Annotated in this window: 9 protein-coding genes and 1 pseudogene; 1 reads left to right on the top strand and 9 read right to left on the bottom strand. The window is 33.0% G+C overall.

Annotation, left to right across the window (positions count from 1 at the left end):
* Positions 1 to 13 precede the first annotated feature (13 nt).
* Positions 14 to 1810 (top strand): translational GTPase TypA, encoded by a 1797-nt coding sequence (gene typA, locus BC961_RS02860; RefSeq protein ID WP_121924332.1) that lies wholly within the window; start codon positions 14 to 16, stop codon positions 1808 to 1810.
* 247 nt (positions 1811 to 2057) lie between these two features.
* On the opposite strand, the gene BC961_RS02865 is transcribed toward typA, so the two are convergent.
* The 9 genes and pseudogenes from BC961_RS02865 to BC961_RS02910 all read right to left on the bottom strand — a co-directional run bounded on the left by BC961_RS02865 (position 2058) and on the right by BC961_RS02910 (position 16006).
* Positions 2058 to 7184, bottom strand: coding sequence for a T9SS type B sorting domain-containing protein (locus BC961_RS02865; protein ID WP_121924333.1), 5127 nt, complete (start codon positions 7182 to 7184; stop codon positions 2058 to 2060).
* A 24-nt stretch (positions 7185 to 7208) separates the two neighbouring features.
* Positions 7209 to 7744, bottom strand: a pseudogene (locus tag BC961_RS02875) (T9SS type B sorting domain-containing protein).
* The gene (locus BC961_RS02880; RefSeq protein ID WP_121924335.1) at positions 7710 to 9305 is read right to left on the bottom strand and encodes a choice-of-anchor L domain-containing protein; all 1596 of its coding nucleotides are present in this window, start codon (positions 9303 to 9305) and stop codon (positions 7710 to 7712) included. Before BC961_RS02880 ends, BC961_RS02875 begins: the two are co-directional and overlap by 35 nt.
* A gap of 15 nt (positions 9306 to 9320) precedes the next feature.
* Positions 9321 to 10157, bottom strand: coding sequence for an ABC transporter permease (locus BC961_RS02885; RefSeq protein WP_121924336.1), 837 nt, complete (start codon positions 10155 to 10157; stop codon positions 9321 to 9323).
* Between the two features lie 60 nt (positions 10158 to 10217).
* Entirely contained in the window at positions 10218 to 11114 is an 897-nt protein-coding gene (locus BC961_RS02890) for an ABC transporter ATP-binding protein (protein ID WP_121924337.1), read from the bottom strand.
* A 73-nt stretch (positions 11115 to 11187) separates the two neighbouring features.
* Positions 11188 to 11577: a response regulator gene (locus BC961_RS02895; protein ID WP_121924338.1), complete on the bottom strand. Its 390-nt coding sequence runs from the start codon at positions 11575 to 11577 to the stop codon at positions 11188 to 11190.
* A complete protein-coding gene (locus BC961_RS02900) occupies positions 11567 to 13396 on the bottom strand; it encodes a PAS domain-containing sensor histidine kinase (protein WP_121924339.1) in 1830 nt (609 codons plus the stop codon). The genes BC961_RS02895 and BC961_RS02900 overlap by 11 nt, the downstream gene beginning before the upstream one ends.
* A 389-nt stretch (positions 13397 to 13785) precedes the next feature.
* Complete coding sequence (locus tag BC961_RS02905) at positions 13786 to 14184, bottom strand: response regulator (protein WP_121924340.1); 399 nt, start codon at positions 14182 to 14184, stop codon at positions 13786 to 13788.
* Positions 14174 to 16006: a sensor histidine kinase gene (locus tag BC961_RS02910; RefSeq protein WP_121924341.1), complete on the bottom strand. Its 1833-nt coding sequence runs from the start codon at positions 16004 to 16006 to the stop codon at positions 14174 to 14176. Before BC961_RS02910 ends, BC961_RS02905 begins: the two co-directional genes overlap by 11 nt.
* Positions 16007 to 16026: the final 20 nt, after the last annotated feature.

Below are 16026 nucleotides of genomic sequence, written 5' to 3' on the forward strand. Positions count from 1 at the left end.
TTAAAAAACACAGATGGAATCTATAAGAAATATTGCAATTATTGCCCACGTCGATCACGGTAAAACTACAGTGGTTGATAAAATTATGTATCACTGTCAATTATTTCGTGACAACGAAAATTCAGGTGATTTAATCCTTGATAACAACGACTTAGAGCGTGAAAGAGGTATTACCATTACTTCAAAAAACGTTTCTGTTCAGTACAAAGGGACAAAAATTAATATTATTGACACTCCTGGTCACGCCGATTTCGGTGGAGAGGTAGAGCGTGTTTTAAACATGGCTGATGGAGTTTGTCTACTTGTAGATGCTTTTGAAGGACCAATGCCACAAACGCGTTTTGTATTGCAAAAAGCGTTAGATTTAGGTCTAAAACCTTGCGTGGTTATTAATAAAGTTGATAAAGAAAACTGTACTCCTGAAGAAGTTCATGAAAAAGTTTTTGATTTAATGTTTGAATTAGGTGCTACTGAAGAGCAGTTGGATTTCCCTACTGTTTACGGTTCAGCTAAAAATAACTGGATGTCTGATGACTGGAAAGTTCAAACAGATAATATAGAGCCTTTATTAGATATGGTTCTTGCTAACGTACCTGCTCCTAAAGTTTCAGAAGGAACTCCTCAGATGTTGATTACATCTTTAGATTTTTCTGCTTTTACAGGTCGTATCGCTATTGGTCGTCTTGAAAGAGGTGTTCTTAAAGAAGGTATGCCAATTTCTCTTGTAAAAAGAGATGGTTCTATAATGAAATCTAGAATCAAAGAACTTCATACATTTGAAGGTCTTGGTCGTAAAAAAGTTCAAGAAGTTGTTGCAGGTGATATCTGTGCTATCATTGGAGTTGAAGGTTTTGAGATTGGTGATACTATCGCTGATTTTGAAAATCCAGAAGCTTTAAAAACGATTGATATTGATGAGCCTACAATGAGCATGTTGTTTACAATTAACGATTCTCCTTTCTTTGGGAAAGAGGGTAAATTTGTAACTTCTCGTCATATTAGAGATCGTTTGACTAAAGAATTAGAGAAAAACTTAGCAATGAAATTAGGTGAAACTGATTCAGCTGATAAGTTTATGGTTTTTGGTCGTGGTGTATTACACTTATCTGTTCTTATCGAAACAATGAGAAGAGAAGGATACGAATTACAAATTGGTCAACCACAAGTTATTATCAAAGAAATTGATGGTAAGAAATGTGAGCCAATTGAGGAACTAACAATCGATTTACCAGATAATCTTTCAGGTAGAGCGGTAGAGTTTGTTACTATGCGTAAAGGTGAAATGTTAAGCATGGAAACTAAAGGTGACCGTATGGTTGTGAAATTCAATATTCCATCACGTGGAATTATTGGATTGCGTAATCAATTGCTTACTGCTACTGCAGGTGAGGCTATTATGGCGCACCGTTTTATTGGATATGAGCCTTATAAAGGAGAAATTTCTGGACGTAACAAAGGTTCATTAATCTCTATGGAAAAAGGAAAAGCAATTCCTTACTCTATCGATAAATTACAAGATCGTGGTAAGTTTTTTGTTGAACCAAATGCTGAAATTTACGAAGGTCAGGTTATTGGAGAAAACTCACGTAGCGATGATATGTGTGTAAACGTAACTAAAGAGAAAAAACAGTCTAACGTACGTTCTTCTGGAAATGATGAAAAAGCGAGAATTATTCCTCCGATCATTTTCTCTCTAGAGGAAGCATTAGAATACATTCAAAAAGATGAGTATGTTGAGGTAACTCCAAAATCTATTCGTTTGAGAAAAATTTATTTGACTGAAACTGATAGAAAAAGATTTAAAAACTAAGAGTTTTAAATTTCAATATTTAAAATCCCAAATTCCTTCCGAAGTCTCGGAACTGGAATTTGGGATTTTTGTTTTTAGGCGATTTCCATAAGAATGATAAGTTAGTAATCTATTTTCGATTGCGTGAAGGATAGGAGTTGGCTACCGAAGTAGCACGCATAGCCTGACAGCATAAAAAAAAGTGCCACCTCACAATTATAATGAGTTGGCACTTTTAGTTTATGGTGGCACGCCCAAATAATTCATATTATCTTTTTAAACTGAAATGTCCTTTAGCTTGGCGTCCATCTTCAAGTTTTATAGTGTACCAATAATCATCTGAAGGTAGCGGAACACCGTTGAAAGTACCATCCCATCCTTGGGTTAAAGGGTTTAATTGTTTTAGTAGTTTACCGTATCTATCGAAGATATAAATAGTAGAATTTGGATTGAAACTGGCATTTATTCCTTGAACCTTCCAATAATCATTATAAGTGTCATTGTTAGGAGTAAAAAATTTAGGAACGCCAATTACTGAAATCGTTTTGCTCACTGTTCCGCAACCATTGATGTCATTTACATATACATCATGAATTCCGGAAGGCACATTGTTAAATACGTTAGAGGTCTGGTAGGGTCCTGAAGGATCATCGAGACTGTATTCATATAGGCCTTGTCCTGATACATTTACAGTTACTGAGTTTATATCGGTAAAATCGACAATATCAATTGTTGTAATAGTAGCTATGTCTGATGCAGTGACTTTTAAATTCCTAGTACTGCTACAACCTAAAAGTGTGCTTACTTCGACAGTATAATCTCCTTCGGAATTCACAATAAGTGTAGGAGTTGTGTCGGGTAAAACCACTCCATCTTTTGACCAAATATAATTGTAATCAGTAGCAGGGGAACCGTCTTGGATTCCTGCGGTAAGTGTGACGAAAAAAGTGGGAAGATTAGAGCAAACTAGCTCATTTTCGTTACCATCTGAATTTAGATTTATGCGCGGTAAAGGATTTACAAAAAAAGGTAAAATTACTGAAGAGTTGCAACTCGGGTTAATAGGATTTACTACAATTGCTGTAACATTTTGTGATCCCGTTACAAACGGGTTCGGCAACGGACTTGGCAATGCAACGCCATTTTCATCAAAATAATTAACGATCATAGCAGTTTGGCTTCCTAAAATTGTATTTTGAAAGGTGCTGGTATCAAAGCTATATTTTCCATCTTGTAATAGAGGATCCGCTTCGTCGTCGCAGGTGGTCGTTAGGTTCGTTGCTATGGGAAAAGCTTGGGGTAAATCATCAACTGTGAATACTATAGTAGTTTCATCGTAACATTGTAATGCTGTTGTATTAGTTACAACTGCTTTTATGATTTGTGATGTTGTTGAAAAAGTGCTTGGAAACGGACTTGCGATCAATACTCCATTTGAATCCTTTAATGGATTATTTGAACTATCAAAATATTTTACAGTTACAGGGAAAGATTGATTGGTTCCCAATAAAGTAGTCTCTAATGTAGATGTATCGAAAACATAAATGCCATCTTGATTATCATCGCATTGTCGTGGAATTGAAACCGGATTTGCAATTGGTAATTTTTCTACAGTCAAAGTGATATAAGGACCAAGGCCAAAACATGCATTATCGATATCACTATCCACACGAACCCAAATTTGCTGCGAATTTGGATAGCCGATGTTTCTATAATTATAAATGTTAGTTGGATCATTTGGATCAGATGGAAAGGTCTGGTTTAGAGGATTTATTTCAGATAGTGCATCGCTCTCATTTCTGTAATAAGATATGGAATAAGGAATTGTTCCAGTTAAAAAAGTTGTCCTAATATCGTTTGTAACCGAATGAAAATCAAAAACTGAACTTCCGTCATAATCTGAATTAGTTGCAGCTGTTAAATCATCACAAATAGAAAAAGATCTATTAAAAGTGGAAGGTATTGTTGTCGTAGAAATTTTTAATTCTATATTTCCAATAGTAGCGCAGCCATTATTATTTTCTACTCGTACATAAATGGTTTGGTTAAACGGAGTAGTGTTTGTAAAAGCTGTAGGATTTGTAATTTTAGAAGGTCCAGCACCATTAATAGCATCACTATTATTTTCAAAATAAGTAAAAGTAAATGTAGGATCTGCCGAAATAAAATTATTTTTTTGGGTAAGATTAAAGGTTGTTTGTCCATCTATATCGTCATCACATTGCTTTAATACAATTGGTGAATTTATAATTGGCAGTGGATAAACTGTTAGCGTGGTTTCATTCGAAATCAAACCACAACCATTTCCGATTCTATTGGGTTGAACACGATACTTGTAACCGTTCACACTGTTTTTTACACCTGTGATTGCTAGCATATTTGTTGTTGCCCCTGAATAGGTAAGATCATTTGAAATGTTGTTCCAATTGACTCCGTCAATTGAAAGTTGCCATTGATAGCTATCTGCATTATCGGTAATAGTGATTGTAGTATTTTGTAAGTGGCACGTTGGTGTTGCTTGTGGTTGAACAGAAATTCCAATTGGTGCTGCTAATAGATAATTTGGATTGGGGATTGTATACCCTAGAGCGCTCGTAACTTTGCCATTTACGTCTACGGTTATTGGACTGCTTCCTAATAATCCATTATTGTTTGGATTTAAAAATCCAGCTTCAATAACGTCCAAACACAAATCTGCATCGCTATCTAAGTCACGATAATTGCCGATTCCGTCTCCATCTAAGTCGCTTGCAGTTTCAACTGAGTCTAAAATTCCATCATTATCACTATCTAAATCTAAGTAATCAGGGATGCCATCTCCATCAGTATCAAGTGGTGTAAATCCAGGTTCGAATGCATTATCCAATCCGTTTTTATTAGTGTCAGAATTTGAAATAGGTACTGAATTGTTACCCTGAGCTTCGATAGTGTCTCGAATACCATCATTATCACTATCTGTGTCTAAATCGTCTGTGATGCCGTCGCCATCAGAATCTTTAGGAACGCAGGTTGTTAGCATTCTTAGCGTAGATTTACTGCTATTTAGTTCGTCTAAATTTTTATTGGTAATAGTGATTTCATTTAAAAGGTTACCTAATATTTTAAACGAACCAGTTCCTGGATTTAAAGGAATTGTGCTTTTTAATCGAAAACGTATATCGTAGGAAGAAAACTGGGTTATTCCACTTTCAAAAATACCATCATAGTTTGTATCGATTAATAATTGATCATCCGGATTTAATATGGTCAACGTTTTGGTAACTGGACAAGTAATATGGTATTCCGTATTTGTGGTTAGAAGACTTAATGATGAATTATTCGTATATTCAATAGCAACAGATAGAGGCTTTGTAAAGTTTACTTTATAAGACGTTGAGTTATTCTTTATAGCCGCTGTTTCAGTTGTGAAATTTCCATCATTGTAACCAGTTACTGGAGTAGGCGGAGCTGCTCCAATTCCAGCTGTATTTACATTTCCTGAAAAAGAATTCAAATATGTTCCGACTGTAATTGTTCCATTTATATGATTTGTTAAATCAATACTTGAGTTAGCAAAGGATTCAGTACAATTGGAAATTCCATCATTGTCATGATCTACATCTACGTTGTTATTTACATCATCATCATCATCATCTGCAGCACAAAGACTTACAGGTATACGATCTGAAACTTTTGGACCATTAGTACACAAAGAATTCGTTGCTGAAACATAATAATATCCAGGTATCGATGTGCTGAATGTAGCAGAAGTTCCTACTAAAACCCCTGCCTCATTAAACCATTCGAACGTGTCATAGCCACTATTAACACTAGTTTTTAAAGTAACGGGTACGCCGTTTTTAATACAGTTAGAAATAGTCGATGTAGGATTGTAGTACGAGATATCTGGCTCTAAAGTAAAACCAGAATAATAACCACCGAATGTTGCGTTTCCACTTGAAGCAAAGTAGGAGAGATATAGTTCACTGGTTGATTCTGCTGAAACATTTCCACGTAAGCCACTACCTATTAATGTATAGGTTACATAATTAGTATTTCCGATAATAGGTAGAGGCCCATTTACAATTATTGTAGCAGAAGATAAACTAGCAATTGTCTGATAATCAATTCCATTAATATTAAAATTCAGATTTGAACCCGTTTTGGTAACTAAATTTACTCTTGTATCAGTAGTGAAGTTTAAACCTCCAATTTCCTCAATCTCTGGTATATGTTTTATAGTGCGAGGTGTTTGACAGCTTAAAGGTGGTACAAAATACATTTCCTGGTTCGGTTCTCCACTACCACCGCCAATAGATTGGAAGGCGAATATTTTCTTATCACTTCTTACGTAAAGATTGTTGTTTAAGCTATAGGAATAGCCTGATATTTGTATAGACTCTCCAGCCAGTAGTTTAAAATCTTCCGTGCCTGTATTTCCATTTAAAAAAATTTTTGTTTCATTACCTGGAACACCTTCATGCGCTACTAATAATATTGTTTCTAGATTTGTAGCTCCATTTCCTTTTATAAAAATATAATCTAATCCAAGCATGTTTTCTACTGGGACTATTTGATCAAAACCTAAATCCATTCCGCTACCAGTGCCATTTGTTCCTCCAAATGATCCGCAATTTACAGCGATTGGTTCACTTGCTTCTATAAGACCTCCTATTAAACCATCTCTATTTGCTGCTGTATTACAAATTACTGCTATAACAAAGCTCTCGCCTCTTTGTAGAGTAATAAAAGGCGGGGTATTACCGAAAGTAGCGCCATTAATTAATGTTACTCCAGGTTTTATGTCGCTGAAATCAATTCTAGTATTGTTTTTGGTAGCTAAAATAGATGCAAAAGTTAAGTAGTTCAAGCTACCAGTACTAGTACCTTTATTTGTAAAAGCACCGATTCTAAATTTTTTTCCTAAACCTGCTAAACCTTTGGAAATTAAACCACTTGCCTGATTGCTATTTGGAGTTGAAGTAACAGCTGAGCTACTAATACCTGCAGTTAATCGTATGGCAGCAAAAACTGGTTCAGCTGCTTCTATAATTATACCTTTGCTATTTAAAACGGTGTGAATTTGGTCTCGATTCAATAAAATTTGAGTGAAATTTCCACTTGACAGATCCAAAGGATTTGGAAAATCTAAACGATACGGCTCGTTCAATTTTACAGTACCATTAATTATCCTAGACGTACCTAATCCAAGTAACTCAATAGTGAAATTAACGTAACTTGTACTTGGTGTAGAGATATATAAATATTGATTATTTGGATAGACACTCGATTGGGTTACAGTAGACCCAGTTGTATACGCTGCAGTTGCTAATGGCGGTATATAGTGGGTTTTACTTAACTGAGCAAAGGAATTCATAGATAAAAAAACGAGTAAAAGAAGTAAAGTTTTTTTCATTTGCTAAAAATATGAAAATTAATTCTATCTTTTTAACAAAAAATGTCCTTTTATTGTTTTAGAATCTGTGAATTTTATGTGAAACCAATAATCATCTGCGGGTAGCGGTTTATTATTGAAATTTCCATTCCATCCATTACTTAACGTATTAAGCTCATAAAGTAATTTGCATAACGATCAAATATACTCACTACTGCTTTAGGAAATAAATCAAGATTTTTTATTTTCCATACATCGTTTATTCCATCTGCGTTAGGAGTAAAATAGCGCGTATAGTCAAGTACATTTATTATTGCAGAGGATAAAATGCAGTTTGTTTTGTCCCTCACAAAAACAGTGTAAGTACCTGCTGTAATATTCTTGAATATAGCGTTCGATTGAAAAATAATTCCATCAAGTGAATACTCAAATGGACCAGAACCATTGGTATCTATTTCCACAGAATTATTGCTTCCAGCGAAATTATTTATTTCAATATTTTTTACTATATCTGGATTGGCGTTGCTGTATTGTACAATATTTAATTCAATTTGGATATATACCGTAACAATCATTGCCATTTTCTACTCTCGCATAAATGATCTCATTTGGATTGCTAGTGTAAGAATTTACTAATTTTAATTGCTTAGTCGCAGCGTCTGATGATGATGAGTAGTAACCTTCCACTAAATAATTAATACCAACTGCTACTTGAATTAGTGGGTCTATTTCATTTTTCAAATCAAACAAACGAATTCCATCTTGCATCCCATCATTATCACAGAAACTTAGAGTTTGCAAAGCGTTTAATGTGCTTAAAACTTTTAGCTCTACTTCAATAAAGTTGAGGCATTCACCAGTACTATTAGCAACCTTCGCGTAAACTGTTTTGGGTGTAGAAGAATAATTGGAAGGATTGGTAATTTCGGTTTCTGCTAAATCTGAAAAAAATTTTACTACGTCAGTGGATTTTAAATTTAAGCTAGATTTGATAGTAGTCAAGTCAAAAATACCGCTGCCAAATTCATCTCCACATTGAGTAATAGCTTTTGTTATTTTTGATTTATAATTTACGGTTACTTTTCCTTTGGCTATACAGTTAGGTGCTAAAGTTACTTCAACAGAGTAAATTCCTGCTGTGGTGACTTTCAATGTGGATTTGTCTTCACCACTTAATGGTGTGGTATTGCCATCTTTGAACCATTCATAGCTATAATTGCTATCTGTAAGGCCAGAATCAAGAACGGTATTCTCATTAAAACATATTGTTTGATCAATTCCCAAGTTTATTTTTGGCGCAAAACTTCCCGCTTCAAGAAAAACTGCTGAGTCAAATTCTTCATTGCGATAATCAGCTATTACTAATTTTATATGATAAGTTACTCCAGCTGTTACATTAGTTTGGGCATTTAAAACCTTTGTCTGTCCGTAATAATTTATAGGACTGGAACTAGTATTATATCCTCCAAAATAATTTTCATTGCTAGGAGCACATCCGCTTTTTGAAGCACCGCTAATAATATCATTAAAAGGAGGAACAAATGGATGTACATTTTTTGAAGAGACTGAAACTGAAGAATTAGGCAGCACTGCAATATTTATGTAGGGTCCTGTGCTGGTTTTTTCTTTAATTAAAAAAGCAAAACCATCAGTGAACTCGCAAGGGAAATAGTCTCTATATTCATTATATGCAAATAAATAGTTAAAACTGATAAAATTTGTTTTTGGAATAAAATCAAATTCTAAAACTGTAGCATTTTTAGTTAATTCGGGTGCTATAATTCCTAAGGCAACTTGTAAATTAGTGTCTCCTAACCAACGAGAATCACCAGGCAATGCTTTATTCACAGCTAATGGACCGTTCTCAGAATTTTTAGCGCTCCAAGTACTTAAAATAATGCCTTCGTTAAAAGGGAAACTGCCACCTTGCTTGCTGAAATAGCCATAACTATTTTTTCCAGCAGTATAGGAATCTCCAATTACAGTTGCGTTTGAAATAGCAAAACAGCTACTTCTTACTAAGACATCTTCTATTAATTGCTGTGCAGTTTGATTATCATCAATGAGAATAGATTGAGCTGAACTAAAACTTGGAATCAAGTGTAGAGAAGCAAAAAGCAATATTTGTAATAGAAATTTCATATTCCCGCAAATATACTATAAATCTCTTTTTTTCAATAATCTGTAGGATAGGTAAACAAATATGACAGTCCAGCATACAACGATGAGTAAAGATTTAAACTCTACATCATAGTTTTTGATATTATCTAAACCAATTTGGGTACCCAGATTTTTAACAACTGACAATCGGGTAAAGGGTTCTACTATTAAATTAGACATAGATTCTAATGGAAAAAATTGCATGATTGAAGTTGCGCTTTTTGAATCTGGGAAGATTTTAAAACTTAAAATTCCTTTTACAATACCTTCAATAATATTCCAAACTAATAAAAACCCCAAAGCAAACGCTGATCGCTTCACTAATATTCCTAAAAATAAACAGAATGAAAAGAAACCTACTAATTTTACAAAATAAGCTAGCAGATATTTTAAATCAGAGAAAACGATGCTCACTTCAGTGTAGGACGAGAAGCTATATCCTAGAATAAGCGACATTACAAAAATAAAAATAGTTGAAAATGAAGCGAATAAAACGACGGTTAGAAATTTAGATTCAATAAATTCCCTTTTACTCATACCATCGATTAAATTCTGTTTAAGAGTTCCGTAACTGTATTCATTTGCCATCATAGAAACAATTACAATGGCTAAGAACAATTTTAATATGGATGCGATATAGGTATTAAAATGCCAAATAAATGGAAAGTTAAAAATCCCCATTTCAGCTAAATGGAACTTAAATATTCCTAAGTCAAATTTGATAGATGCGATTAAAGCTATGAAAGTTAAAAGAATAAAATAAGTTAGAGTCAAAACCCGACTAGCTTTATTTTTCCATATTTTTTGAAGTTCTATTGCGAGAAGTCTTTTCATGAAATAAGTATTTGAACTTGATTTTGGATAAGTGTTAGATTAAACTTTGATTTAATCTAATTAGTTTTTTTCTGTTAGTTCTAGAAATTGTTCTTCAAGACTGTTTTTGCGCTTAATCAAGTGGTTTAACACTATGTTTTTTTCAAATAGAAATCTATTAAGTTCTTTTGCTTCTAAATTTTCTTTTAAATAAACTAAAACCTTTCCTTGGTCTATGGCAACATTCTTTACCGCAGGATGAACTGATAAAACAGACATTAGAGTATCATTGTCATCCGCTTGTAATTCAAAAAAGACATCATTAGCTGACATTCCATCTACTAAACCAGTATACAGAATTACACCTTTTCTTAAAACTAGAACATGAGTGCAAACTTTTTCCACTTCGTCTAAGAGGTGAGAGGCAAGAAGAATTGTTGTTCCTTTTGAAGCAATTTGTTTTATAATATCTCTTATTTGGTGAATTCCTTGAGGATCTAGTCCATTTGTAGGTTCATCAAGAATTAGAATTTCTGGATCATTTAGTAGTGCTGAGGCAATTGCTAATCGCTGCTTCATTCCTAATGAAAAAGTACTGAATTTACTATATTGTCTTTCGACCAAACCTACTAATTCAAGTTTTTCGGTAACTTTAGAATAATTAATTCCTTTTATTTTACAAACCAATTCGAGATTCTCTTTGGCAGTCATGTAAGGATAGAAATTAGGTCTCTCTATTATTGCACCTACTTTCTTTAAAGCTTCGTGCGTCTCCATCGTGCCATCAAACCAACTGTACTCGCCAGAAGTCTTATTAACTACGTTTAAGGCAATACCTAAAGTGGTAGATTTTCCGCTACCATTTGGACCTAATATCCCGTAGACATTGCCTTTTTGAATTTCGAAAGAAACGTTTTTTAAAGCTTGGAGAGCGCCATAACGTTTATTGAGATTTTTAACAGAAAGTATTGTTTGCAAAATTGTAGCTTTTTAGTTTTTTATAAGACGAATAAAATATTAAAATGTTACTGCTCATTTCTATTTAGTTTTTTTAAAAGGTAAAAGACATTGCTGTTAGCTTTGCAGCAGTTATAGGTTTCATAATATAATCCTTTAAAAACTCATGCTTTTTTGCCATTTCAATGTCTGCTGGGTCAATTGATGAAGACACGATATAAATCGAAATATCTTTTACGATATCTAATTTTACATATTCTTCTAGAAACTGCCAGCCATCAATTATCGGCATATTCAAATCGAGTAATATTCCATCGGGCAATTCATCGCTATTCTCACTATTTTGCTTTAGTTCATTTAAAGCATCTTGTGCGTTATAAAAAGAATGGATTTCGTCGCAAAATTTATTTTTATGAATTAACATACTAATCAATTTTACCGTCAACTTATCATCATCAATTATGTAGATTCTTCTATTTTTCATTTATATATAATTTGAAGGTTGAACCAACGTCTACTTTACTTTCGACCTCAATTTTACCTTTCATTCCCTCAATTTGATTTTTTGTTATGAATAAGCCAATTCCGCGCGCATCACTGTTTCCATGAAATGTTTTGTACATTCCAAATATTTTATGACCATTTTTTTCCAAATCTATTCCCAGACCATTATCTTTAAAATTGACGATGGTGTGCTCACCATTGGACTCACAATTAATTTCTAAAGTATTTGGTCTTTTTGGAGACTTGTATCGTATTGCATTTGTAAATAGATTTACTAATATACTCTCTAGGTAAGAGGGAACTACAAATAGCGTCAAATCTTCTGGGATAGTATCTGAAACTGTAACTTTATTTTCGCTAATAACGAGTGCTAATGACTCTTTTACTTTTCTAATTTCATCTTTTAAGTTAACTTTTGTCTTATTTAAATTTGTACTTTTTTGAATAGTAACAATTTCGTTGAGATAATCTATAGTGTCAGAGAGTTTTTCTGTCGCTTCTTTGAAGAGTGGGAGATAGGATAATTTCTCTTCTTTGGTGTCAGCATCTTCTATTACTTCAAGCACCATAGCAAGATTGCTAGTATGTGAGCGAATATTGTGCGAAATGATATGAGCAAAATTAAATAGCTTTTTATTTTGATCAGTAGTCACAGTAAGCAAATTGTTAAGTTCGATTTCTTTGCTGTGGCGAATTGTAACGTCTCTACCAATGCCTATGTAATAGATCAGGTCATTTTGCTGATTAAAAACTGGTGTTATATTTAAATCGTACCAATATTTTTGCTTGTTCTTTTTATAATTTAATATTGTGACTTTTACAATTTGCCTGTTACGAATGGCTTCACGCATTAAATTTGTAGTTTCAACGTCAGTTTCTGGACCTTTAGATAGAAAGCCAGGTGTATGACCAACGATTTCTTCGAGAGTAAAACCAGTTAACTCTAAATAAGCATTATTTGCCCAAACTGTCTTTCCTTTTGGATCTGCTATAGTTATGGTATCATTCGTTTCCGAAACTGCCAAGGAAAGCATATTCATGTACGTTGCTGCAGTTTTTCGACTTGATATATCTCTGATAAAAAACACTAAATAATTCTTATCACGCACTTTAAACTTTTTTCCAGAGGCGACTTCAACAGTTATGCTTTTTAAGGACTTAGTGTTTAAAATTGCTTCATTTATAATGTGATTATCATGTAAAATATGATCTTGAAGGAAAATGAAAGAATCTTTTTTATTTTCTGAAATAAGCAAATGAGAAAAGGGTGAACCTACTAATTCTAACTCATTAAATTCTGTCAGTTCTGCCGCTCGGGGATTATATTGTGTAATTAAGCCGTCTGAAGTATCAACAATAAAAATGGCGTCATTAGCATTCGAAAAAAGAGAAGAAAATTTTTCAACATTCAGTTCTAATTCGTTAATTAGATTCTGTTTTTTTGTAATATCTCTAAATGTGCCAACTAATCTTCGAGGTTTGCCTTTCTTAAAAATGACTTGGCAAATGCACTCGACATGTCGCTCATTGTTCTTAGCAGTGTTCACTTGGAATCTACCATGAAATGGAATTCCTTCCTCGACCGCTTGATTTAAAAGCGATACAAAACGATCTCTATTTTTACCTTTTTGATAAAAGTCAATAGCGGAACCTTTTAATGGGATAAAATCATCATCAACTTCAAGAATGCTTCTTGTAACTGAATCCCAAAATGCAGTTTCTTTTTTAAGATTGAGATCCCATATACCAATTTTTGCTGACTGTGCGGCATTGAGATACCGATTAAGCTTTTTTGGCATATTTGTAAGTTTAATATTAAATTATTGGTCCTTGTTTTCAAATATATAGATTAAAAGCCAATTTTCTCTGCCAAATAGCAAAAACACTTTTTAATTCAACCCGTGTTTTGAAAATTCATCTCAAGTTTTCAAATCTGTGTTTTGATTATCGCAACTTTTATTTATTTAAGTAGTAGAATCGAGCATCATAAAATCAATACTTTCTAAATAATAGGTAGGAATTAGAAAATCCAGAGCTGGATCTCTTTTCGAAAAAAAAGTAGATCGATACTAAAACTTTTATTAAAGAAAATCAATGAAGGTAGAACTGATTTTTTATTATAGAAATAAGTGCTATTAATCGTTCTAAAATACAATAATCGTACTTCAGATTAAAATAAATCTTCGTTCTACAAGTCCTCAATTAATTTACAGAGAGAATCTAATTTTAAAGAAGTGATGGGTTTTTCAATATAATTTTTAACGACAGTATATTCCTTAGCTTTTTCAATATCAGCTGGATCGATTGATGAGGTCATAATAAAAACAGAGATCTTCTTTTTTAAGGATAAGTGGATAAACTCATCGAGAAATTGCCACCCATCCATTATTGGCATGTTTATGTCTAATAATATTGCGTCAGGTAACAGACCTTCGTTATTTGAATTCTGTTTAAGAAGTTCTAATGCATTTTCAGCATTGTAAAAGGATTTAATTTCCTCACAAAATTTATTTTTCGAAATAAGAATGGTCATCAATTTGACAGTTAATTTGTCGTCGTCAATAATGTACGTTAATTTATTTTTCATTTAAATAAATTTTAAAATTTGATCCTTCGTCTACCGTGCTTTCCACTTCAATTTTGCCGTTCATAGCTTCTAGCTGGTTTTTAGTTATGAATAATCCAATTCCTTTAGCATCCTCATTACCGTGAAATGTCTTGTACATTCCAAAAAGTTTATGACCATTTTTCTTTAAGTCTAATCCTAAACCGTTATCTCTAAAATTGATCACTGTGTAGTCATCAATTATTTCGTATCCTATTTCGAGAGTTGCATCTCGTTCTGATGATTTATATTTAATTGCGTTTGTAAATAAGTTAAGTAAAATACTATCAATGTAAGCGGGTATAGCTGACACAATGAGTCGGTCAGGAATTGTATCAGTAATAGTAATTTGACTTTCTTTAATAACTAAACTTAACGATTTTTTAGTCTTTTCTATTTCCTTCTTTAAACAAATCTCTTTTTTCTCTATACTTGTTTTCTGTTGGATTGTTATAATTTCATTTAAATATTCAATTGTTTCAGAAAGTTTTTCTGTACCCTCTTTAAATAAATCGAAGTAGGATATTTTTTCATTAATATCATCTGTACTTTCAATAACATCAACTACCATTGATAGATTACTGGTATGGGATCTAATGTTATGGGAAACAATATGTGTAAAATTATATAACTTATTGTTTTGATTACTAGTTACCTCCAGAAGTTCTTTTAATTCCAATTCTCTTTCAATTCTAGACGTTACATTTCGACCAATACAAATGAAATTTATAAAATTATTATTATTATCAAGTGCTGTTGTGATATTCAATTCAAACCAATACTTTTCTCCATTCTTACTGTAATTAAGAATTGTGATTTTGATGCTCTCTTTGTTTTTAATCGCTTTACGTAGGAGGGAAGTTGCATTTCTATCTGTTTCTGGACCATTAGAAATATAGTCTATTTTACTGCCTAATATTTCATTCATATTTCGACCCGTAAGATCAAGATATGCTTTGTTAGCCCAAATCGCAGCACCATTTTCATCAGCTATTACAATTGTATCTGTCGTTTCTGAGGCAGCGAGTGATAATAAGTTTAATTTATTTTCAGAATTTTTTCGTTCGCTAATGTCTCTTATAAAGCACACGAGGTACGTTACATTATCAACTTGGAATTTCTTTCCCGAGGCAATTTCTACAGGAATAGATTCACCTTTTTTTGTTTGAATATAGGTTTCATCAACAGTGTATTCATTTCTATACAAATTATACTTTAAAAAAAATCTAACCTCTTTTCTATATTTTTCTGGAAAAAGCTGTGAATTATGCAAACCCGTTAATTCGGAAATATCGTAACCCGTAAGAGCAGCTGATCTAGGATTGCAGTCTGTTATAATTCCGTTAGAAGTATCGATAATGAAGATAGCATCGTTAGCGCTAGAAAATATAGATGAGAATTTCTGAACATTCAATTCTAATTCGTTAATTAGATTTTGCTCGGTCGTAATATCTTGGAATGTTCCTAGTAAATTAGTAGGTACACCTTCGCTATTTTTCTCAACTAAGCAAATACATTCAATAAATTTTATATTGTTTTTTGCAGTTGTGATTTGGAATTTTTCGTCAAATGAAATTCCTTCAGTTATGGCACCACAAACCATACTTTTAATGCGATCTCTGCTTTCTCCTTCTGTATAAAAATTTAGCGCATTACCATACACTGGTTCAAATTCCTCACCGACTTCAAGAATGCATTTAGTAACGCTATCCCAAAAGACATGATTCGTTTCCAGATTAATTTTCCAAATGCCAATCTTTGCAGATTGAGCAGCCTTGAAATACAGTTCAAGTTTGTCTGTCATTTTTAGGTTTTAAGTATTTT

Source organism: Flavobacterium weaverense (assembly GCF_003688495.1).
In the GTDB taxonomy this organism is placed as follows: domain Bacteria; phylum Bacteroidota; class Bacteroidia; order Flavobacteriales; family Flavobacteriaceae; genus Flavobacterium; species Flavobacterium weaverense.